General features: G+C 42.7%; 20 protein-coding genes. 8 read left to right on the forward strand and 12 right to left on the reverse strand.

The features are described from left to right. Window positions 1-463: 463 nt before the first annotated feature. From K7A41_RS09315 to K7A41_RS09325, 3 genes are read right to left on the reverse strand one after another with little or no spacing between them, the layout of a single operon-like run. Window positions 464-1,690: a Glu/Leu/Phe/Val dehydrogenase dimerization domain-containing protein gene (locus K7A41_RS09315; protein WP_265713517.1), complete on the reverse strand. Its 1,227-nt coding sequence runs from the start codon at window positions 1,688-1,690 to the stop codon at window positions 464-466. A 12-nt stretch (window positions 1,691-1,702) separates the two neighbouring features. Further along, window positions 1,703-2,830: a 4-hydroxyphenylpyruvate dioxygenase gene (gene hppD, locus K7A41_RS09320; protein ID WP_028069109.1), complete on the reverse strand. Its 1,128-nt coding sequence runs from the start codon at window positions 2,828-2,830 to the stop codon at window positions 1,703-1,705. A 31-nt stretch (window positions 2,831-2,861) separates the two neighbouring features. Continuing rightward, complete coding sequence (locus tag K7A41_RS09325) at window positions 2,862-4,019, reverse strand: homogentisate 1,2-dioxygenase (protein WP_265713518.1); 1,158 nt, start codon at window positions 4,017-4,019, stop codon at window positions 2,862-2,864. A gap of 309 nt (window positions 4,020-4,328) precedes the next feature. Here K7A41_RS09325 and K7A41_RS09330 point away from each other — a divergent pair, with 309 nt between their 5' ends. Both K7A41_RS09330 and K7A41_RS09335 read left to right on the forward strand, forming a co-directional pair. Beyond that, window positions 4,329-5,303 (forward strand): fumarylacetoacetate hydrolase family protein, encoded by a 975-nt coding sequence (locus tag K7A41_RS09330; RefSeq protein WP_265713519.1) that lies wholly within the window; start codon window positions 4,329-4,331, stop codon window positions 5,301-5,303. Window positions 5,304-5,313: 10 nt separating this feature from the next. Then, entirely contained in the window at window positions 5,314-6,216 is a 903-nt protein-coding gene (locus K7A41_RS09335; RefSeq protein ID WP_265713520.1) for a flavin reductase family protein, read from the forward strand. A gap of 24 nt (window positions 6,217-6,240) precedes the next feature. Here the strand turns inward: K7A41_RS09335 and K7A41_RS09340 are convergent, their stop codons facing one another. The 5 genes from K7A41_RS09340 to K7A41_RS09360 form a co-directional block, all read right to left on the reverse strand. Continuing rightward, on the reverse strand, window positions 6,241-7,998 hold the full coding sequence (locus K7A41_RS09340) for an aromatic amino acid hydroxylase (protein ID WP_265713521.1): 1,758 nt from the start codon (window positions 7,996-7,998) through the stop codon (window positions 6,241-6,243). A 130-nt stretch (window positions 7,999-8,128) separates the two neighbouring features. After that, window positions 8,129-9,331, reverse strand: a complete 1,203-nt coding sequence (gene tyrS / locus K7A41_RS09345) for a tyrosine--tRNA ligase (protein WP_265713522.1) — start codon at window positions 9,329-9,331, stop codon at window positions 8,129-8,131. A 250-nt stretch (window positions 9,332-9,581) separates the two neighbouring features. Next, entirely contained in the window at window positions 9,582-10,430 is an 849-nt protein-coding gene (locus K7A41_RS09350; RefSeq protein ID WP_028069115.1) for a hypothetical protein, read from the reverse strand. Between the two features lie 179 nt (window positions 10,431-10,609). After that, on the reverse strand, window positions 10,610-11,029 hold the full coding sequence (locus K7A41_RS09355; protein WP_028069116.1) for an SH3 domain-containing protein: 420 nt from the start codon (window positions 11,027-11,029) through the stop codon (window positions 10,610-10,612). A gap of 17 nt (window positions 11,030-11,046) precedes the next feature. Continuing rightward, entirely contained in the window at window positions 11,047-11,550 is a 504-nt protein-coding gene (locus K7A41_RS09360) for a BON domain-containing protein (protein WP_028069117.1), read from the reverse strand. Window positions 11,551-11,784: 234 nt separating this feature from the next. Here K7A41_RS09360 and K7A41_RS09365 point away from each other — a divergent pair, with 234 nt between their 5' ends. Next, the gene (locus K7A41_RS09365; protein WP_265713523.1) at window positions 11,785-12,888 is read left to right on the forward strand and encodes a DUF695 domain-containing protein; all 1,104 of its coding nucleotides are present in this window, start codon (window positions 11,785-11,787) and stop codon (window positions 12,886-12,888) included. On the opposite strand, the gene K7A41_RS09370 is transcribed toward K7A41_RS09365, so the two are convergent. Continuing rightward, window positions 12,889-14,388, reverse strand: coding sequence for a hypothetical protein (locus K7A41_RS09370; protein ID WP_265713524.1), 1,500 nt, complete (start codon window positions 14,386-14,388; stop codon window positions 12,889-12,891). A gap of 134 nt (window positions 14,389-14,522) precedes the next feature. Between K7A41_RS09370 and yiaA the strand changes: the two genes are divergently transcribed. After that, window positions 14,523-14,990, forward strand: coding sequence for an inner membrane protein YiaA (gene yiaA / locus K7A41_RS09375; RefSeq protein WP_028069120.1), 468 nt, complete (start codon window positions 14,523-14,525; stop codon window positions 14,988-14,990). Window positions 14,991-15,047: 57 nt separating this feature from the next. Here the strand turns inward: yiaA and K7A41_RS09380 are convergent, their stop codons facing one another. Continuing rightward, window positions 15,048-16,379, reverse strand: coding sequence for a sigma-54-dependent transcriptional regulator (locus tag K7A41_RS09380; protein ID WP_028069121.1), 1,332 nt, complete (start codon window positions 16,377-16,379; stop codon window positions 15,048-15,050). A 254-nt stretch (window positions 16,380-16,633) separates the two neighbouring features. Between K7A41_RS09380 and K7A41_RS09385 the strand changes: the two genes are divergently transcribed. The 3 genes from K7A41_RS09385 to K7A41_RS09395 all read left to right on the forward strand — a co-directional run bounded on the left by K7A41_RS09385 (window position 16,634) and on the right by K7A41_RS09395 (window position 20,893). After that, on the forward strand, window positions 16,634-18,220 hold the full coding sequence (locus K7A41_RS09385; RefSeq protein WP_265713525.1) for an ABC-F family ATP-binding cassette domain-containing protein: 1,587 nt from the start codon (window positions 16,634-16,636) through the stop codon (window positions 18,218-18,220). A 300-nt stretch (window positions 18,221-18,520) separates the two neighbouring features. Next, on the forward strand, window positions 18,521-20,257 hold the full coding sequence (locus K7A41_RS09390) for a GMC family oxidoreductase (RefSeq protein ID WP_265713526.1): 1,737 nt from the start codon (window positions 18,521-18,523) through the stop codon (window positions 20,255-20,257). 3 nt (window positions 20,258-20,260) lie between these two features. Continuing rightward, window positions 20,261-20,893 (forward strand): gluconate 2-dehydrogenase subunit 3 family protein, encoded by a 633-nt coding sequence (locus K7A41_RS09395; protein ID WP_265713527.1) that lies wholly within the window; start codon window positions 20,261-20,263, stop codon window positions 20,891-20,893. 75 nt (window positions 20,894-20,968) lie between these two features. On the opposite strand, the gene K7A41_RS09400 is transcribed toward K7A41_RS09395, so the two are convergent. Together K7A41_RS09400 and K7A41_RS09405 are read right to left on the reverse strand one after the other, a co-directional pair. Beyond that, window positions 20,969-21,865, reverse strand: coding sequence for an OmpA/MotB family protein (locus K7A41_RS09400; RefSeq protein WP_028069125.1), 897 nt, complete (start codon window positions 21,863-21,865; stop codon window positions 20,969-20,971). Between the two features lie 99 nt (window positions 21,866-21,964). Beyond that, window positions 21,965-22,489, reverse strand: coding sequence for a hypothetical protein (locus K7A41_RS09405; protein ID WP_265713528.1), 525 nt, complete (start codon window positions 22,487-22,489; stop codon window positions 21,965-21,967). 438 nt (window positions 22,490-22,927) lie between these two features. Between K7A41_RS09405 and K7A41_RS09410 the strand changes: the two genes are divergently transcribed. Further along, window positions 22,928-23,302, forward strand: a complete 375-nt coding sequence (locus K7A41_RS09410) for a hypothetical protein (protein WP_028069126.1) — start codon at window positions 22,928-22,930, stop codon at window positions 23,300-23,302. Window positions 23,303-23,324 lie beyond the last annotated feature (22 nt).

The following is a 23,324-nucleotide window of genomic DNA, read 5'->3' on the forward strand; positions in this document are numbered from 1 at the left end:
AACATGCCAATTGATGTGCAGTTAATCGAAAATCAATATAGAAATACAAAAAAATGTTAAAAAGTATAAAAAATAGAAATTGGTGAAACATTTTGACTTCTTACTACGTTATACTAGTACTTTTCATAAATTTAGGTTAATAATTGGTTAGGATAACTCCTGAAGTTCCCCGCTTCAGGAGTTTCTGTTTCAAGCAATTACAACACGGCTATCACTATAAATAGCACCCCGTAGAGGAGAATCTGTTTGAATTAAGATGTCGTATTTAACCGCCGAACGTTGACCATCTACCACAGTATTTTATATTAACAATAAAATGACAATTAATTCATTCTAAGAAAAAGAACTGGCATAGCAATTGTATTATTTTAGTCATTCATAAATTTAGGTTAATAATTGGTTAGTTAAAACACTTGAAGTTCCCCGCTTCAAGTGTTTTTCGTTTATAAACATCGTTACATCATTAAAGGAGTTGCTTCAACGCTATTTCATAAGCTCTGGATGATAACCCTATGCGTTCTGCCGAAGCGTCTCTTATTTTCTTCAACGCTTCAAAAATAGTCCTTGAAACGTCTGAAAAGATAGCGTCGTCACTCATTTCAATATTCCTTTGCATTAAATAGGCAAACACTCGTGCCATACCACAATTGGCTATAAAATCAGGTATTACTGCGACATGCTGGTCGGCAAATTCCATAACTGGGCCGTAAAATATTTCCTGATCAGCAAAAGGAACATTTGCGCCACACGCGATCAGCTCGAGTCCATTTTCCATCAGTTGCTGTATCTGATCTTTTGACACCAGGCGCGACGCTGCTGCCGGCACAAAGATTTCGGCCTGCAATGTCCAGATCTCACTTTGTATTTGCTCAAAAGGAATCAGGTTATCCGTATACAATTGGTTTCCCCGTCTATCCAAAAATAACTGGTTAATAACAGCTTCACTAAAGCCGTCCGCATTGATCACTCCACCGGCACGGTCAAGGATACCGACGATCCTGACCCCAAGTTTACAAAGATAGAAGGCCGCCGCTGCGGCAACATTCCCCCAACCTTGGATAACCGCCCGCTTACCACGACAGCTATTTCCAAAAAGCTCGTAATAATGACGAATGGATTCAGAGACACCATAACCGGTAATCATATCTGCAACTTTATATTTGCGTCTGAGGTCCGGACTATAAGAATTGTCCTCCAGTACCTTCGAAACTCCGTACCGCAACTGACCGATTTGGTGGATGCGATTGCTCTCATTAACTTTGAAATGGCCGTTTAATATGCCTTCTTGCGGATGCCACAAACCGTACTCCTCAGTTAGCGGTATGACGTCATGGATCTCATCTATATTCAGATCTCCGCCAGTACCATAGTAGTTCTTCAACAAAGGGGTGACTACTTTAAACCAGCGATCTAAAACCTCATTCTTACGCGGATCCAGTGGATCAAAGTCTATTCCCGACTTGGCACCGCCTATAGCGGGACCCGAAACCGTAAACTTTACTTCCATAGTTTTGGCCAAAGACTCCACTTCATGCCGGTCCAAGCCTGCGCGCATCCGCGTACCACCACCGGCCGCACCACCACGCAATGAATTGATAACAACCCATCCTCGGGCTTCTGTTTCACTGTCTTTCCACTCAAATACGATTTCCGGACTCTTGTGCTCAAATGCACCTAACAATTCTCTCATTGCCATCACTTTTTATAGGTTCCCCCTCCGTTCCTGCTCCCGTTCTATGGCTTCGAACAATGCCTTAAAATTGCCGGCCCCAAAACTTTGTGCACCTTTTCGCTGAATAATTTCGTAGAATAAAGTGGGTCGGTCTTCCACTGGCTTAGTAAATATCTGTAATAGATAGCCCTCTTCGTCTCTATCGACCAAAATACCCAGCTCCTGGATCACGCGGATTTCCTCATCTATATCACCCACCCTATCCGGCAGCATATCATAATAGGCTTCTGGCGGAGCGGCAAGAAATTCAACACCACGGGCTTTAAGTTCCTTTACAGTGCGTACAATGTCTTTCGTTGCCAAAGCGGCATGTTGTACACCCTCACCTTCATAAAATTCGAGATATTCTTCTATCTGGGACTTCTTTTTTCCTTCAGCGGGTTCATTGATCGGAAATTTGACATAGCCATTTCCATTGCTCATGACTTTGCTCATTAAAGCCGAGTACTCCGTATTGATCTGCTTATCGTCGAAGGAAAGTATATTTACAAATCCCATGACGTCCTGATACCACTGGACAGCCTCGTTCATCCTGTTCCAACCCACGTTACCTACACAATGATCCACATAAAGCAAGCCCGTTTCTGCCGGATTGTAATTGCTTTCCCATTTTTCATATCCCGGCATAAAGGCACCTGTATAATTCCTCCGCTCCACAAATAAGTGCACAGTTTCACCATAGGTGTAAATTCCGGCGGTCCAGACCTCACCGTGTTCGTCCTGAAGTAACTGGGGTTCCTGATAGACTTTCGCGCCCCTTTTGGTAGTCTCTTCAAATGATTTCCGGGCATCATCCACCCACAATGCCAAAATTTTCACCCCGTCGCCATGCTTCTTTACATGTGCTGCGATGGGATGATCTGATTTTAACGCAGTGGTAAGAACCAAACGTATCTTATTTTGTCTTAAAACATAGGATGCACGATCCCTGACCCCAGTCTCGGGTCCAGCATAGGCCTCCGACTGAAATCCAAAGGCTGTCTTGTAATAATGTGCGGCCTGCTTGGCATTACCGACATAAAATTCAATATAATCCGTTCCGTTGATAGGTAGAAAGTCCTGCGCTTGGGCAATCTTTTCCGCAAATGTATTCGCCATAATTTTTATAAGGTTATTCTTTGTGTTTCAACTAACTCATCCAGGATCTAAAATAATCCGGATCTTCGATCTTGAGCGCTTCTTCAGTCAGCATCAAGGGACGAAAAGGATCGATCATCACAGCAAGCTCCTCGGTTTTGGTCTGTCCAATGCTCTTCTCTACTGTACCGGGATGCGGCCCATGCGGGATGCCACCGGGGTGCAAAGTGATCTGTCCTTTCTCTACCGATTTGCGGCTCATAAAGTCGCCGTCGACATAATACAATACCTCGTCCGAGTCCACATTACTGTGGTTATAGGGTGCTGGAATAGCATGCGGATGGTAGTCATACAGACGTGGACAAAAACTACACAGCACAAAAGTATCTGTCTCAAAGGTCTGATGGACAGGTGGTGGCTGATGTAGCTTACCCGTAATGGGCATAAAATCATGAATAGAAAATGCCCATGGAAAATGATATCCATCCCATCCGATGAAATCAAAAGGATGGCTCCCGTAGATATAAGGATAAATTAAGCCCTGCTTTTTTATCCTCACCTCGTAATCACCTAATTGGTCAAAAGTTTCCAGATCCTGTGGCGTTCGGATGTTCCGTTCAGAAAAAGGCGCATGCTCCATTAACTGGCCAAACTCATTCCGGTACCGTTTGGGAGTACGAACCGGAGAAAATGATTCAACAAGAAATAAACGATTATCCTCCTGATCAAATTCCATCTGATAGATGGTACCCCTAGGGATCACCAAATAATCGCCATACTTGAACGGAATAGCCCCATAACCTGTCTTCAACCTGCCTGTTCCCTGATGTATAAATATAACTTCATCAGCCTGGCTGTTCTTATAAAAGTAATCCTGCATGGAGCAGCGTGGAGCAGCCAGCGAAATATGCAGGTCTTGGTTGACCAAAACAGCTATTCGGCTTTCGAGATAATCATCTTTAGCCTCCACTTCGAACCCTTTTAAACTAGTATGCCTGAGATGCTTCTCTCTGGCAATTTTCGGAGTGACATCGTAAGGGGCATGAATCTGTTTCACCAGCGTAGGCGGGTGGCAGTGATATACTAGGGAGTAAAGATTTGAAAAGCCATGGGTGGAAACAAGCTCCTCCGCATAAAGCGTATTGTCGGGCTTTCTGAAAACAGTATGTCGCTGTGTTGGAATCTGCCCCTGTCTAACATAAAATGGCATAATTCTACGATTTAAAAGGTTATTAAAATAAAATCAATATCTGAGCCGCCAATAGGATCATTGGCAAAAAGTTCGAAGAGATTAGTATTGGGCAAAAACGATCTCGGCAATAATTGCTCTGTTAAAAGCAATATAAGCTATAGCTGGAGCAAAGTAAAAAAAGCCGCGGGCGATCATTTCTAAAGTTTATAATGTAATAATAAAGGTAAGCATAATTTTCTATTTTCAAGGGAAGAAATATTTTTTTCAAAACTTATCCAATATATTTGTGTCACATGTAAACATTGAATAACCAATACATATTCCAATATGAAAATCGTTACCTGCACAAAAAACGGTCAACACGAACTGGCCATCTTGATCGATGATCGGATATATCTCTGCCGGGACATAGATCCCAGGCTCCCAGGCGATATGGCCGGTTTTCTGACCGGGGGTGATGAAACGATGGACCGCTTACGAGACTATCATAATGCTCTGGCTGACGGCAGTATGACCAGCATATATCATCCCTTGCAGGATATCCAGCTTGCCGCCCCCGTCCCCAGACCCTCCTCCCTACGCGATGCTTACGCTTTCCGACAACATGTGGCCACCTCCAGACGAAACCGTGGACTGGACATGATCTCCGAATTTGATAATTTTCCTGTTTTCTACTTTTCCAACCATCAGGCTATACAAGGCCCCGGCCCAATACGATGCATGCCATTACATCTTGAACAGCTTGATTTTGAACTCGAGGTGGCCATCGTCATCAATAAAACTGGCATCAATATTCCGGCTTCACAGGCCGATGATTACATCGCCGGTTACATGATCATGAACGATTTCAGTGCTCGAAAACTGCAAATGGAGGAGATGAAACTAAGTTTAGGTCCGGCCAAAGGAAAGGATTTTGCTACAGCGATAGGCCCATGGCTAGTGACTAAGGACGAATTGGCCCCTTATAAAATCAAACCTTCCGAAAATCATATTGGTGACAAATATGATCTTGATATGTCTTGTTGGGTCAATGGTCAAAGGGTATCCTCTGGTAATCTTTCGACAATGCATTGGACATTTGCCGAAATCATTGAACGAGTTTCCTATGGTGTACAACTTGTGCCGGGGGATATCATCGGTTCAGGAACCGTGGGCACAGGCTGCTTTCTCGAACTCAACGGCACGGCACGGATAGAAAACGCTACTCACCGCGACCAATGGCTTCAGCCAGGAGACCAAGTCGAACTGCAAGTAACAGGTTTGGGTACACTTTACAATTCCATCGAATTATACCACGCATAAAAAAAAGAAAATGAACTCCTCACTTTTTGAAACTGTCACATTTGAAGCTTCCGCAGACCAGGCGATTGTCGATAATTTAATCAAATACGCCGTTGCCCCCCGGCCAATCTGCTTTGCAAGTACTATAGACAGCTCGGGGCATGTTAATCTGAGCCCTTTCAGCTACTTTAACCTCATGTCTCATCAGCCTCCTATATGTGTGTTCTCTCCTTTGCGTCGCATGCGGGACGGAAGCACCAAACATACATTGGACAATCTCAAAGAAGTCAACGAAGTCGTCATCAATATCGTAAATTATGCTATGGTACAGCAACAATCGTTGGCAAGCACAGAGTACGCCAAGGAAGTCGACGAGTTTGACAAATCAGGATTGACGCCCATCCCTTCCCTCTACATACGTCCACCGCGGGTCGCAGAGTCCCCCGTTCAGCTGGAATGCAACGTCAGAGAAATTATTGCCTTAAGCGATAAGCCGGGAGCAGGAAATCTTGTGATCGCAGAAGTAATCTATATGCACGTGCACAAAACTTTATTGCAGCATGACAACACGATCAAACAAGAACAGTTGGATTTGGTCGCCCGTCTCGGTGGAGACTGGTACTCCCGGGTGAGCAGCGAAAATCTCTTTATTGTTCCCAAACCGCTCCGTAGCCTCGGTATAGGTGTAGATCAATTACCTGAAAGCATCCGGTTGTCAACGGTGCTCACAGGCAATCATTTGGGTATGCTGGCGAATGTAGAATCTCTACCCAGATTAGATCACATACAGCTAGAAGATAAATATCTTCGGTATCTCCAGCTCAACTTTCAGCAAGATGCTGTGCGCATGAAACAAAAAGTACACGAATACGCTGCTCAACTATTGGATAAAGGTCAACTGGAAAAAGCATGGCAGGTATTGTTGAGCATTTAAACGAATTTATATGCTCGACAATACCTACTGATTATTTAACGCTTCGTCTTTCGCTATGCGTATCCCGTCTTCTATCAGCTTTGTCAGATCGGGCTTTATCGAAATGAAATAACGTAGTCTGTCTTCAGCAAGATTTGCAAGATCTAGTTCCTGATGTGCCCATGCAATTTCATACAGTTCCACCAAAGCCAGCCAGGTATCGGTAGCTTCCGCTGGGAGCTGTTCGAAAAGTGTCATCCAGACTCCCCGGTCAAAAGTACCGATGCGAAATGCCCTAATAGCATCATACAAAGCAATCAATCCACGGTAGGCTTTCGGAACTTGAGGCATGGTTGCAGCAGAAGGTGCATCCTCTGAAATACACTCATATGCGTCCTTATCAGCGGCTCCAGCGAAAACGGAAATGATTGTCGCCCCCACTGCCATATCGTAAGTCCCCCATTCGGGTTTGAAATAGATTTCTTTTCGTCCATTTCGGGACACGGTACAGTCTTTGAATGACATCATTACAATTTTTTCTTCCCGGCGCAAAACATGCAACAGTATCCCGTTTACAACAATCCCCGAAGTAAACTGCAACACACATCGCTGTCGCTCAACAATACCGTAAACGCGCAGATCCCCATCCGAGAAATCCTCCAGATTCTTACCGCTTTCTTTCAGCGTCCCGACCGGTGAACCAAATCCATCTATATGATAATTGATGCCATGGCCGTCCAGTTGCTTGCCTGCGTATGCCAGCGCCGTAGGACCTGCTGTCCGTATATAGGAAATCGACGCGTCTGCATTGGCAGACTGAAAAACCCCTGACACCTGTAGGCCCGAGCTATATTCTGCTGTACATACGGCCCCACAGTCGATCGCTTTCTCCAAACTCGGTTTACCGCCGACCCGAAAGGCCATCGTATCCGCGAACTGGTCCAATACGTTAACCAAATGCTCGAAATCTGGTGTAACAAACAGTTGTGGCTGCGGCTGAGTAATATCATAAGGGTAAGCGACCGCAGCTAGATCGTAAGGTAATTTCGGGATGGATTTTTGCATACAACTTGCGCTCTCGCCAATGGAAGACAGCAATCCTGCACCATAAATTTTTGGATCTTCAAGGCTACCGATCAGGCCATACTCAACAGTCCACCAATGTAACCTGCTTAGCAAGGCCATTTCTGAGGCCTCTCCCATATTATCCTGAACCATTTTAAGCCGCGCCTCGGCGTCTGCCAATTCATCTTCCGTTGTACCAGCCTGCTCCTTTAAGATCGATAGATGACGAATGGCCTCATACAGTTCGAGATCCTTACGGGAAGAAAGCGCTTTTGTCCCGATTTCGCCAAAATACTGTAAGTAGGCCGCATAATCAGGTTCTCCGATGATAGGTGCGTGTCCAGAAGATTCATGAATGATATCGGGAGCCGGAGTATATTCAATATGTTCCAGCTGTCGTATGTCCGCTGCAATAACCAATACCCGATGTGCCTGAAACTCCATGAAAGCAGCAGGTGGTATAAAACCGTCTACCGTTACCGCCCCCCATCCAATCCGTTTGAGACTATCATTCATCTCTTGAAGATCCGGAATATGCTCTATTGACAGCCCCGCTTTCTTTAACCCGGGTATATAAGGATAATAGGCCACATCTTTCAAGAAAGCGTAGTTCTGCCGCATCACATAGCGCCATAAGGCCTGATCTAGCGCAGTATATCGTTCGTATTGTTGAGGCACGACATAGCGTTTTAAGTGTTTTGGCAACTGCGCCAGCACAGCATTGTTATATGTTTCCATTTATAATCGGTTTGAAATAAGCGTGAGCCTGTATATGAAGGTAGTAAATATTTATGACTTCCAAAAGTATAATGGTTTATTATTATTCAGTTTATCAAAATACATTTAATGTATACACTTAAAAATCTTACTAAACAAACCTAAAAAAACTTCTTTTACCAAATTTAATTCTAAAGCCATCATTTAACGAGACAGGCATATCAGGCGCTGTACATTTATTTGAATCAATCTGTACGCCACCCTCACATATCAGGCGGCGTATAGCTGACTTGCTTAGGTCCTGCTTCAGCCAATGGCAAACATCTATTAACTTGGGGGTTTCACCGACCGCAGCCCGAATAGCCGACAGGGAACGCTCTTCAAAATTTTTGTCGTTAAATGATTTTTGCTGAAAGCGCTGTTCGAAAAATTCCATGGCCTCAGCAGCTTGCTGCGGATTATGGTATTGACACACTAAATTATGAGCTATGATTTTTTTGATCTTCATGGGATTGTCGCCCGATTCCAGCCTGAACTTCAATTCCGCTTTCTGTGTCTGATCAAAGTCTGTCGTCAGATCGATATATTCGTGGATTAAGCTATCCGGAATCGACATTGTCTTACCAAACATATCATCGGGTTTGTCCAGTAAACCGATGGTGTTATGCAGAGACTTACTCATTTTTTCTTTTCCGTCCAGACCTTTAAGTAGTGGCATACATAACACCACTTGCGGGTCCATATCGAAAGACTCCTGAAGCTGTCGCCCCATTGTACAGTTAAATAACTGGTCGGTCCCTCCCATCTCGATATCGCTTTTGACATGCACCGAATCAAATCCCTGCAGGATCGGATAGACTAATTCATGCATAGCAATGGGTTGATTGTCATTAAAACGCCTGTGAAAATCGTGACGCTGCATAAGCTGCGCTACGGTGACTTTCGACATCAGCTGGATTACTTTAGTAAAACACAGCTTATCCAGCCAATCTTCATTAAAAACAACACGCGTCTTCGACACATCGATAATTTTGGACAACTGAGCGATGTAAGTGGCAGCGTTGTGCGCAATTTCCTCGCGATTTAAGGGTTTGCGGGCTTTGTTTTTTCCTGTGGGGTCACCGATACGCGCTGTAAAGCTACCGACAAGCACGACCACCTGATGCCCGAGTACCTGAAACTGTCTTAACTTCTTCAGGACAACCGCATGCCCTAAATGTAGATCCGGCGCGGTAGGATCAAACCCAAGCTTAATGACAAGGGGCTTGCCGGTCTTGCTGGACCGTTGCAACTTAGCTTCTAGACCACCTTCAGGTAAAATGATTTCAATGTTTTCTTTTAAATCTGTGTTCATAGTACGATAAAAAACAAAAAAGCCCGAACTGAATGTCCGGGCTTAGCTATATACATTAATTAAATTTCTGATTTTTTTAATAGGCATAACGCTCCCGAACGATTATCGGGAGATAATAATTAAAGAAAAATGGCAAACGCAATATATTGTTCATTGTTTTCATTGCAGTAGCAAAATTAGCTATTATTTTTCACATACAAAAACGGATCGCAAGCACGCGCTGATTTTTATGGGTATTCGCTATTTGCAGTTATGCACCGTTGCTTTTTTTGGTCTGCTGTTCCAACAATATACCTTCTGCGTTATAAACATACTTTTCATGAGACTGTTTTCCTTTTTTGTGAACAATTCGTTTTACGAGCAACTGGTCTTTAAAATACTCGTGACAGATTGAATTATTCATTTTATAGATCCGTTCGCTTAAATTATTCTGATGATATAGATCGGTATAGTAAACGTCGTTTTTTCTATAATAATGTTTTACTAACCTTCCTTCCCTATCAAAAGATTTAGAAGCGGACACCTGGCCGCTTCCATCGAGTTTCGCCCTGAACAGCAACCGGTTGTCAAGACTGTAATCAGATCGGGTATGGTCAAAGTCATTCTCAATGGTATAATAGCTATCATAAAAAGTTTTCAGAACTGTCTTCTTCGCCTGAGGATAATAAAACACACGTTTTTCCTGGCTTATTCGACCATTTTTATAGTCCCGCCGCAGGCTTGAAGTATCCGTAAAAACATATTGAAAATGCAGCAGTTCTCCAGTTTTTACGATCATTTGCTCCAGTATCCCATGCCTTGTCCGCACAATGCCATGCTGATCACCTTTCTCAATCTTAAAGCTTCCTTCGATCAACCCTTCTTTACCTACATGCACAAAAGCATTAGCCGCACCCATAAACTGATTGTGCTGTACGATATAGTTCCCCTGCTTCAATTTAACTGCTCGTCCACTTTCGATTATTCTGACCGTATCTTTTGGGGATTCAGATAAATGCAGGCGATATTTGCTTTTATCCAGTCGGACATACTCCTGCGCAAAAGTAAGCTGGCCTGCGCATACGCAAAAAATAAATATGAGATATCTCCATTTCACCATATTGTAATAAAATTGTTGCAAATAATACAATACAATTATTGCACCAAACTCGGGACACCGTCTATTACCGGCTTTAAAGAACTACACATCGCCTTCGACTTGCATACAAGCAATAAAAAAAGGGATAAATATTGATCAAATACTTATCCCTTTTCTGCCATGCAGCAGTAATTGGAAAGCTAGACAGATTCTAGATATTGCGCATAACAGTAACCTTCTTCATTATCCTTGGTTCTCACCAGCCACCATTGGTCATTGGCTTTGCTGATCAATGTAATGATTTCACCTTTGGCTGCTTTTCCCACGATAGGCTGATCCGTGCCAGGTCCTTTTCGGATATTTAGATTGCTATTTTCCGTAATAACCTTAACCTGACTCCCGGGCACTTCGGTGGCAACATCGACATTCAGGACCACATCACCCGATTGAAAGTTCGGATCTATATGACCATAAATTTCCCAGAGCTTGTTTTTTACATCAGCAGTCGGAGCTGTACCTCTGATCTGTAGTACACCGTCCATCTCAGCATAATTGAGATCGTTAACACCTGAAGACTGTGCGGTGTCCAAAAGGACTTTATATTTTTCTTGCAATGACATAATGTTCAATGTTTTAATTATTTGACAACAATACCACTCAAATCAACTTTTTTGGGATTCAGATTGTCTAAACCTTGTTTCAGTGTAACCACTTTTGCCTGTTCCAATGTCCCGGTTACGGTAATGATACCATTTTTGACGCTCGCCTGAACAGACGGAAAATCTTTCATAAAGGTATTAACGGCCGCTCCCAGGACAGCATCGTCGTTGGAAGTTTGGATAGGTGCCGGTGTTGCCGAAACGGGAGCGCTAACAATAATATTATTTTGAATGGACTTCACATCCTTATCTCCCGCAGTCTTCGCGATGGATTCTATTTGCTGCTTCTCCTCCTCAGAAGCTGCCGTACCACTTAGGATTACTTTTCCTTTTTCGACCTCAACATCAACCGTGTTACGGCCGGTTAACGCGTTCTCTATCTTTTCTTCTAGTTTATCATCAGACAGACCTGATTTACAAGCAGAAAAAGAAAGTGTCGCAGACGCTGCCAAAAGACAAAATGTTAATTTACAAAATTTCATATGTACACAATTGTTTTAAGAGCTTACGGAATATAAAGACGAACAACATCCACATTCCTATGCCCGATAGTAATTAATTATTTCCAACAATAACTTTAACAAACAGCCACAACAATTGTTTGCCAGATAATATTTAATCAGGAATTCACTTGGCGAATCATAATTATATCGTTAAATTTAAAGCAGGCGGTTAGATTCAGGTACTACTGAACGCTCGATTGAACTACGACAACTATGCGCTTTTTGAGTAATATTTTTGGCAGAAAACACAACAAAAAAGATAATATACACGAGTTTTGGACATGGTTCTTAAAAAATGAACAGGCATTTTTTCATAGTGTCAAAAATAACGACCAAATTGACCAAAATTTTTTCAGTAAGCTCAGCCCTAAAGTAGACGCCTTGCGGAAAGATCTCTACTTTCTGACCGGCATGTATAATGAACACGTCGCAGAGCTGGTCATTACGCCTGATGGGGTTGTCAAAAACATCGCCTTTGTCGAAAATCTAATCGAATCTGCCCCAGCACTTCCAAATTGGAAATTTACAGCACTGAAACCTGCTATCGACGATATCGAAAAACTCAAGATTACGATGTACGGATTTTCGTTTGACATCAATGACATGTTCTTCTACCCGATACTTCATACCTATCGGCCAGATGAAGTGGATATTGTCATCGTCCATCCTGATTACTCAGAAAATGAAAAAGCAAACATTACACACGGAGTAGAAATATTCTTGGACAACTATATCGGAGAACTGAACTCAATCATTTCCATAGACAGTTTGAGTGTTACATCCAAGGACATGGCCACGGGGGAGATGATTCCGCTGACCAAGCTAAAGGACTATTTAATCTGGCGGGAAAAGGAATTTATCGAGAAATATACACACCTAAAACACGATACCGACCTTGATTCATACACCGCCTTCGAAGGTACTATGCAAAATGGCAGCCCTATTTTGGCAGTAATCAATACTGCCTTACTGAACTGGGACGGCAAAGCATCACATCCATGGATCGCTATATTGCGTATTGATTATGATGGCACGACTAGCCATGGAATGCCTGATCAGCAGACTTACGGTTTAATGGATAAATTTGAAGAAGACTTAATGCTTAGCTTTCCTCCCGATATCGGAAGCCTCAACATCGGGCGTGAGACAGCAGACAATATTCGGGAAGTTTACATTGCATGTACAGAATTCAGAAAGACATCCCACATCATTGATCAGCTTATCATTGTCTATCAGGACCAGCTGCAGATAGATTATTCAATCTATAAGGACAAGTACTGGAGATCCTTTAATAGATTTTGTAAACAAGTTGATTAATCATTGTTGCTTTCGTTCCTCTACTAAAGCCAATAACGCTTGATAAGGCGTTTCGGAGGTAATACGAGATCGCATCCAGGCAATAAAGCTCAAGACAAACAAATCTTGATTCTCGACAGCAGACGCCATCTGTTTGACCTCGTCGACGAATACGGCGCACTTTATCACTGCCGGATCCTGAAGATAACTTTCAACCAACTTTAAAAAACGGATCACACGCCCCTCCTTCACCATTTCCAGGTATTTTTTATATCGTCGTTTAAAGCTCCTGACCCGAGATGCTGCCACGTCTATATTCCCGTTTTGTATGTGGAGCAATATCTCCAATAAATTTTTGCGTATAGTCCACAACATACCCATTTTCTTCTCATACCAAGAGTCTGTCCGCATCATTTTCCTGAGCTCTGCTAACGCATCCTGATCCTGGAACTGTGTCAAGAACATGACCAAACAGAGCTGTAAATCCGCGAGTTCTGCCTCGTTTGTCTGTCCCCCAATTTGCTGTATACCCGACCGCAAGAATGTCAGACCTTTGTCTCCCGCCCCTAAATAATGATAATTCAGCGCCATTAGCAGGTAATAGCGGCTGCGAAACTGCTTGCCATAAGCAATCCCTGTCGACATGCCTTCCTCCAGCTCTTGCAAATACTCCAAGCTATGACCAAACAAACCGTTACGAAAATTAAAATTGGCGAGAAAATAAAGGATATGCAAATAGTAGAACATATGATGCACTGAATTCGCGCGCTGCTGCGCAACAAATTCATCACTTATTTTCAAAAAGGATTTCACAAGCGCATAATTCTGGTGTATTGTTGCATACTCGTTGGCAATGTATAATATTTGATAAAGTGACTTAAAAGACAATAGTTCGCTTAATGAAATCGCATACTTGCGTAGAGCACCGGAGACAAGATTATTTAAGTCAACAATTTTGGCTTTCAGGTGGATATCCTGCAGCTCCGACCTCAAAAACGCATACGCAATCTCAAATTTAGCTTCCTGCTGCATTTTATTTTGATTGCACATCAAACGCTCAATCAGTATTTCTAAATTGGCCTTTGGATCCAGATACGCATATTGCAATCTCGTTTGCAGAATTTCATTGAGCAGACTGAACTGCTCAAGCAACCGCGCTTTTTGCTCAGCACGATGAAGACATTTAAATCCGGCTTTCGGCAAATGGTTTTCCAGTAGAAAACGGCCAACAACCAGTAGACGTAGAGCTTCATGTGCTTCGCTGTTATCCCGCTCAAACACCTTATTAGAAAGAAAAAAAAGCAGACTATCATGTAGCCTTTTCCGTAGTGCATGGTATGCATCTCTATTTTTTGACGTTCCATAAAGTTTTTTTAGCTTATTTATATCATCAGTTTTTATAAAATCAAGCAACTGAAGATTCTTCACATCAGTCCGTTTATTTTTCCTTTTCAAAAACGTCTTAAAATCCTTAATATCATCGCCATTGAAAAGATCGATCAAGTCCGAAATAGAATCCATAATATACAAGATTAGTGAAAATATAAGATAAAACAACAAAATATGTCATCAGTATTATCAAGAAATTCATTTTCACGGATCAGCCAAGCTATAGATATTTGATCCAACAAATAACAACAATAAAAATTTACATTATGGAACCGCTAAAAAACACGATCGAAGAAAAAAATTTGAAAACTGATTCAAACGCAAGAAATCCATTAAAACCTACAGGAGCTTTTATCGGTGCTTCGTGGACGGCACTGCTTGTCGGAACGATAGGCTACTGCATCGGGCTCTGGAATGCAAGTATGACACTCAACGAGAAGGGGTATTATTTCACCGTTTTGCTATTTGCCCTGTTTGCGGTCATTTCTGTCCAAAAAAGCGTCAGAGACAAAGCCGAAGGCCTCGTCGTCACAGAACTTTATTATGGCTTGAGCTGGTTCGCAACGATTGCCGCTGTCGTCCTACTTATTATCGGTTTATGGAACGCAGATTTGTTGCTGAGTGAGAAGGGCTTTTATGCCATGTCTTTTTCCTTAAGCATATTTTCAGCGATTGCTGTTCAGAAAAATACCCGCGATGCTAAACTCATAGACGAAAACGAAATCAAACTTTAGCGGTTTGCCCATCCTGCAGCCTCTGCTTTAGACATGCTGCAGGATCTCGGCAAAGAGCTAGCTCAATTTATATTCTTCTATTTTGCGATATAAAGTGGCGACACCAATTTCGAGTAAACGCGCAGCCTCTGCCTTATTCCCACTGGTATGGTGCAAAACACGTTGGATATGTTGTTTCTCCATATTTGCCATGGCAAAGCTAGAAGCAATTAATGGGTCAGGATGAGCAGCTGAAAACGGAAGACTATCAACATCCAACAATCCGCCCTCACTCAATATAACGCTACGCTCGATGACATTTTTCAATTCACGAATATTGCCACGCCAGGTATTCCGTTCGAGAGCAGTAATAAATTCATCCGTCATACGCAGTGGCTTCAGATTAGATTTCGCTGCGAAGAAATCGGCATAATATTGCGCCAGCAGACGGATATCCTCTACCCTTTCCCGCAAAGGTGGCAGGGGGATAGTGAACACAGAAAGCCGATAGAACAAATCGCTTCTAAAATGTCCCGTTTCAATTTCCATTTGCAGGTCTCTGTTGGTTGCCGCAAGGATACGCACGTCGACTTTTGTGGGTTTTGCGTCCCCGACTTTCAAAAACTCCCCTGTTTCTAAGACACGAAGTATTTTGGCCTGTAGTTCGAGCGCCATTTCTCCGATTTCATCTAAAAAAATCGTTCCACGGTGGGCCTCCTCAAAAAGTCCGCGCTGATCTTTCGTGGCACCTGTAAAGGCTCCTGCCCGGTGACCAAACAGTTCATTTTCCAAAAGGTCTTTCGTAAATGCAGCACAGTTAATTGCAACAAAATTACCGTCTTTTCGCGCACTGGCAAGATGTATCGCCTGAGCAAACACTTCTTTACCCGTTCCCGTCTCTCCTGTCAACAATACGGTGGTATTTGTTCTCGAAACTTTTTCTGCCAGATTGATCGCCACCTTAATGGCAGAAGAATGGCCAATAATTTTATCAAAGGACAATTTATCCCCGAGCTGCTTCTCCAATTGTTTGACCCGTCGTGCCAATGCGACTTTCTCGCATGCTTTATATAGTAAAGGAATTATCCGATTGTTGTCATCGCCCTTGGTAATATATTCAAATGCCCCATTCTTGATTGCCTGCACGCCATCGGGAATATTGCCATATGCTGTCAACAGGATAATTTCAACGACCGGAAATCGATCCTTAATTACTCTCGCAGTTTCCACACCATTACCATCAGGTAATTTAACATCACATAATACCACGTCCACATCAGCAACATCGAGTTTCTTTAATCCAGATTTTATGTCGGAAGCCTCTATAACTTCAAATCCCTCTAAACGGATAATCTTGGCAAGCAACTGACGCAGCTTCTCTTCATCATCTATAAGGAGTATTTTATTCACAGCTCTTTTTCTTTCAAAAGTACGATTTATGTGAAGCAAATCAGCAACAATTCTCTGTAAAGAAGTGAAGAGAAGCACCCAAAATTTTATTTTTCACCTAGAATTTCTTTCCGGTGAAAAATAAAATTGTATATTTGCAGCACCACATCATTATTGAAATTTATGTAAGATTAAAAATTCTTTAGCAAAGTACAGATACCGGCGGTGAACAAACACCATCTAACGGTTATGTTTAATCTTTAAAGAATTTTAACATGATTTCATTACACCAGATATCCTACATACATCCTAATAGAGATTTATTGTTTGAAAATATAAATCTGACCGTAAATGCCCACGAAAAAGTAGCCTTGATCGGCAACAACGGTGTTGGCAAGTCAACCTTACTGCGCCTTATTACTGGCAGCCTATTGCCTGCGGAAGGCAATGTACAAGTACATACAGCTCCATATTATGTCCCACAGATAACGGGGCAGCTTAATGAATTTACGGTGGCTCAGGCATTGGGCATTGAGCAAAAGTTAACGGCGTTCTACGCGATCCTCAAAGGGGATGCTTCTGAACACAATTTTAATCTGTTGCAAGACGACTGGACCTTGGAGGACCGCTGCAAAGAGGCATTTGACTATTGGAAAATACCAGAAGTTCTGCTGACAAAAAAAATGGATGATCTTAGTGGCGGACAGAAAGCAAAGGTGATGCTTGCGGGTATTCAGGTCCACCAAAGTGAGCTTATCCTTTTGGACGAACCTAGCAACCACCTCGATCTGGAGAGCAAAAATCTGCTTTACGAATGGATAGTATCGTCAAAAAATACCATTGTTGCCGTCAGTCACGACCGGACACTTCTCGACCTTCTCGAGGATACTTTAGAAATGACTCCGGGGGGAATTAAGCGGTACGGTGGAAACTATACATTCTACGAAGCACAAAAAAACATCGAACGAAACGCGATGCAACAGGACATTCACCATCAGGAGAAAGCCATGAGGGCAGCAAAAGAGAAGGAAAGAGAAGCGCTCGAACGGCAGAACAGATTAAACAACAGAGGCCACAAAAAACAGGAGAAAGCAGGCGTGGCTAGAATAATGATGAATACCTTGCGGAATAATGCTGAAAAAAGCACCGCTAAGATCAAAAACGTTCATCAGGATAAAATTGAGGGCTTCAGGGCAAATCTGCAAGAACTTAGAAACGCACAAGCTGCTTTTGATGAAATCAAAATTGATCTTGAAAACGGTAGCTTGCCGTTTGGCAAGAACATCATCAAAGCCGAAGACATCAATTACAGTTACGGTGTCCGAAATCTCTGGGAAGAAAATGTTCAACTACAGATAGTCAGCGGGGACCGCATCGCACTCACAGGTAAGAATGGCTCCGGCAAAACCACGTTAGTCAAATTGCTGCTCGGACAATTGACGCCTTCCACTGGCCGTATTGTACGGCAGCACTTCACCTACAGCTATCTGGATCAGGATTATTCAATCGTCGACTCCACGTTGACCGTGTATGAACAGGCCCAACGTTATAACAGCGCTGCCTTAGCCGAACATGAAATCAAAATTAGACTCAATCGTTTTCTGTTCGGAAAAGAGGATTGGGATAAGGCCTGTGGACTCTTGAGCGGCGGTGAAAAGATGCGGCTGATCATCTGTTGCCTGACCATACAGCAACAAGCTCCGGAACTGATCATTTTGGATGAGCCCACCAACAATCTCGATATTCAGAACATCCGCGTATTGACACGCGCCATCAGACAGTATAAAGGTACGGTTCTGGTCATATCCCACGATGAGGTTTTCGTCAAGGATATTGGAATAGGACGATCCATCGGTTTATAATCTGTATTGATGTTGACAGCCTGTATTCTCCCATTCGGGGAATACGGGCTGTCTTTTTTAGAGCTTATCGGAGGCCAATATGAGGGAAACCGCGCCATGCCTTTGTAACAATCTCATATTCGTTATTTAAAAACCTGCTAAAACGATAAATTAAATTAGAGAAATCTAAGATTTTATCAATATATTCACCTTGATTTTAAATACGGAACAATAACCATCGATTAATTGAACCTCCCCATAGATATGTATGCTCCAAGGAAAATCTATCTCGCAGGCTTCAATTAATTACTTAATTTAATTATGTCTAATTATCAAATTAAAGAGAGTCCTGAATTATTTGACGCAATCGTAGTCGGTTCAGGCGCAGGAGGAGGCATGGCCGGCTATATTCTGGCGCATGCTGGTCTTAAAGTACTGATGCTGGAAGCCGGCCCATTTTACGATCCGGCGAAAGATTCACTGCAATTGCGCTGGCCCTGGGAATCTCCAAGGAGAGGCGCGGGTACAACAAGGCCTTTTGGCGATTTCGACGCTGCATTTGGCGGATGGCAGCTGGAGGGTGAGCCTTATAGCAAAGTCGACGGAACAGAGTTTGAATGGTTTAGAGCCCGAATGCTCGGAGGCAGAACCAACCACTGGGGCAGGATTTCGTTACGCATGGGCCCCGATGACTTCAAACCCAAAGATGGTGTCACGGATGAATGGCCGATCACATACGAAGAAGTCAAACCATATTACGACCGCGTCGATCGTATGATCGGTATTTATGGCACGGTAGAAGGGATTCACAATGAGCCTGACGGCATTTTCATGAAACCGCCGAAGCCCCGTCTTAACGAACTATATATTGCCAGAGGAGCCAAAAAAGCAGGTGTACCTGTGATTCCGGGTCGTGGCGCTGTGCTTACCGAAGTATCAAAGGACATCAAAGATAGAGGTACTTGCTTCTATTGTGGTCAATGCGGCCGCGCCTGCAAAGTCTATGGTGATTTTTCATCTTCATCCTGTCTTGTTATCCCGGCGATGAAAACCGGCAACCTAAAGGTTATCGACAACGCTATGGTCAGGGAGGTGTTGACGAATGATGAAGGGCTGGCCGTCGGCGTCTCTTATGTAGACACCAAAGACCTCCAGGAGTATACGGTAAAAGGAAAAACAGTCATTCTGGGGGCCAGTGCCTGCGAGAGCGCGCGGATTATGTTAAACTCCAAATCTAAAGCCCATCCGGGGGGTGTCGGCAATAGCAGTGGTTTGGTGGGTAGATACCTTCATGATTCTACTGGAGCAAGTCTTTCGGGCTTTTTACCACAGCTTCTTGACCGCAAAAGGTATAATGAAGATGGCGTGGGAAGTGTCCATATCTATTCGCCGTGGTGGGGAGATCATTCCAAATTAAGCTTCCCGAGAGGCTACCACATTGAATACGGCGGTGGTTTGCATATGCCATCCTACGGATTCCTCAACTGGGTACCTCAGGTAAACAGCATAAGTAAGGGGGCGGATGGCAAAACAAAACCCAAAGGCGGATATGGAACCGCTCTAAAAGAGGATTTTCGTAGTTTTTATGGTGCTAACGTAGGTATGGCCGGACGCGGCACCGCCCTGGCCCGGAAGGATAACTATTGCGAAATCGATCCCAACAAAGTTGATAAGTTTGGTATTCCGGTATTGCGTTTCCACTACAAATGGGCCAATGAAGAAATCGCACAGGCAAAGCATATGCAAGAAACATTCCAGTCGATCATGCACGAAATGGGCGCTGTCATCACATCCAAAATTCCGGGTGCTGATACATTATACGGATTGGAAGCTCCCGGAAAGATCATTCACGAAGGTGGCACCACCAGAATGGGCAACGATCCGAAGACCTCGGTATTAAACAAATGGGGACAAGCGCATGACTGTAAAAACTTATACGTTGTCGACGCCGGGCCATTTGTGCAACAGGGCGATAAAAACCTGACCTGGACTATACTCGCACTGTCTATGCGAACCGCAGAATATATATTACAAGAAAAGAAAAAATTAAACGGCTAAAAGATGAATAGAAGACAATCATTAAAAGCATTGGGATTTATTGCTGCTGGGTCTAGTCTTTTAACCGCAGCTTGTAATTCTAAAGAAACAAAGGAAACGATAGCGTCAAATGGCGAAAGATTACCGGGTATTCAGGATTTCGAATATGAACGTACTGCTCAGCTTCAGGCCGAAAAATTCTTTGACGATCATGAAATGGCCACAATTACCGTTCTGGCGGATATCATCATTCCCAAAGACAGCAAATCCGGCAGCGCCTCTGAAGCAGGTGTTCCTGAGTTCATCGAGTTTATCGTTAAAGATTTACCGGACAACAAGATCCCTATGCGCGGCGGCCTACGCTGGCTGGACCTACAGTGCAAGCGACGCTATGGCAATGTATTTATAAAATGTGATACCAAAGATCAACTTGCTCTCGTTGACGAAATCGCTTATCCCGAACTGGCCAAACCGGAAATGCAACAAGGGGCAGCTTTCTTTTCCCTTATGCGAAATCTTACTTCCTCCGGATTCTATACCAGTGAGATGGGCGTAAAAGATATCGGATATGCAGGTAATAAACCTGGTGTGTGGAATGGCGTACCGGACGATGTGCTCAGGGAGCACGGCTTTGACCCCAGCAAATTTTTTGGGTAATAAAAAATCCTTTCCAAAGTTGGAAAGGATTTTTTATTGGAAAATGTAGATGACCTTCCTATGGTATTATACTTTCTATTGTTCTTGAGTAACCTCAGTGGGCTCCGGTGCCTTATCTATTAATTCCATAAATTGATCCAGTTTAGGCGTGATAATGATCTGCGTTCTTCTGTTCCGCTGTTTTCCCAGAGCCGTATTATTATCTGCTATCGGGTTGTATTCTCCTCTACCACCGGCAGTCAGGCGCTTCGGATCAACTCCATACTTGTTTTGTAATGCCTGGACAACAGACGAAGCTCTCAAAGTACTCAAATCCCAGTTGTTGCGAATATTTGGTTTTGAAATAGGATCCGTATCCGTATTACCCTCGATTAGCACCTCATAATCTTTATAATCCTGAATAATTTTGGCTATTTTACTTAAGGTTAGATCAGCTCTCTCACTGATTTCATAGCTACCGGATTTATACAGCATGTTATCCGCAAGCGAAATATAAACAACACCTTTTAGTACTTTGACATCGACCTCCTGCAATTCCTCGCGGCTGAGTGATCTAGTCAGGTTGTTCGTCAACACCAGATTTAAAGAGTCTGATTTATTTTTAGCCTCGACCAGATGTTTAATGTAACGGTTAGATGCATTGATTTCATCAACTAGCTTTGAAATATTGATGTTGCCCTGAGAGTTTTGGCTGATGCTATTGTCTAATGATTTTTGCAACGCCGCATAAGCTGATCTAAGATCTGCATTGTTCTGCCTTTCGGAAGCAAGCTGGTCTTCCAGACTCTTGATACGTGTCCGTCCTTCTGTCAACTGCAGCTGACTGTCCTGATATTTTCTGGAGAGATCACCATGCGCTGTTTTCAAATTATTATAGTCCGTTTGTAACCCTGTATATCGTTTTTTGCTGACACATCCAGTGAAAAGTAAACTTGCGGTCAGCACAGATATCGGAAAGATGATATTTTTCATGATATTCTATTTTGTAGATGTTGAATTCAATTGTACAACAAGATAAGCAATATCTTCGCCAAAACCGTGATTTTTGGCTGAATTAACAACCTTTAACGCCTATCGTGCCAGCTCCTTCAGCTCAGATGCTGAAAAAACCTGCGCGCCCTTTAAATAGTGGTTAGCCCCTTTTAAATAATTGTAGATGATAGACTTTGCCTCTTCACTGGACAGTTTATGGAGATTTTTAATCAAAAAATTTTTATCTTCAAGAATGTTGTCTTTGTACCCCAAAAACGAGGGCGCATGCACCTGTACACTCCACCGGATGAAGCGTGCTTCTATATGTTCTGGGTTTTCTTCAATTAGTTCTTCCAGATGCCTTTTTCCTTCCTTAAACTGGCTTATTTTCTTAAACGGATTGCCCATATGTTTAGCTAGGAGTATCTCATAAGCTGCACAGTAAACTTTCTCCGTCACCGACTTTGCTCCCGCTCGTAATTGCTCTAAATTAAGCTCACAGATGTCCTCATTTTTTACCGCCTCAGCATATTCCCTTCGAATCTTGTCAACATTCAGCTGTTGCCCCAGCCCTATCTTTGTCACCGCGAGCAGAACTACGGCCAATAGTAATCGTGTCATCATAATTATTAATCAGGCTGTTTCAAAAAGTACGTTTTCCAATTCAAATTACTAAAAATATTGAATCCAAACATTAAATTTCAATTACCATACCATAAAGCACCGCACGACTGTCATCAAATGGCTACAGGCATCTTTTTACTTACGAATATCTTTTTCGGAAAACATATTTTGAAGCATTTTTGAGGCATGAAATTTATACTAACAACATCCCCGGTTTGGTTAAAAGTTTGTTTATCGGTTCTATTTGGTATTTTATTAGGATGCTTGCTGGGCGAAATCGTATTCAGCCTTCTCCAGGCTTAGGAGGTCAATTTAACGTAAAGCAGAAAACGTATTCGCATGAATCCAAGTGTATGATCCAAGAAGTTACAGCATTCTTTCCTTGAATAAAATTATTTTTAGTATATTGGTTTTACCAATATAAATTTAAAGCAAGCTATGGAAACAAAAGCAGAGTATCAGATTTGGGACACTATTGTGAATAGTGCAAAAACTAAATTCGATTATAAGCATATTCGTGCTATGTTTAAAAAGGAAGATGACGAAATAACCGATAAATTTCTATTCCATATTATTGCAGGATTTGCCTGCGGTGAAGACCACCAGACAATCTCCACCAATTTGTTTAATGAACTGCAAAGTATCAATTTCGAGTGCAATGAACAGCAGATCGATAAGTTTATTTCGGACAAGCATGTCAAATTCAGCCCCGAAATCTATGCAACTTACCTAGCCTTCTCGATGCTCGAGGATGGAGAAGATGTCGATAATATTACAGAGGTGATTAGTAATTTATTGGAAATAGATAAATAATATTTCACCGGAAATTCGTTTA

It is taken from the genome of Sphingobacterium sp. InxBP1, from assembly GCF_026191775.1.
GTDB lineage: Bacteria > Bacteroidota > Bacteroidia > Sphingobacteriales > Sphingobacteriaceae > Sphingobacterium > Sphingobacterium thalpophilum.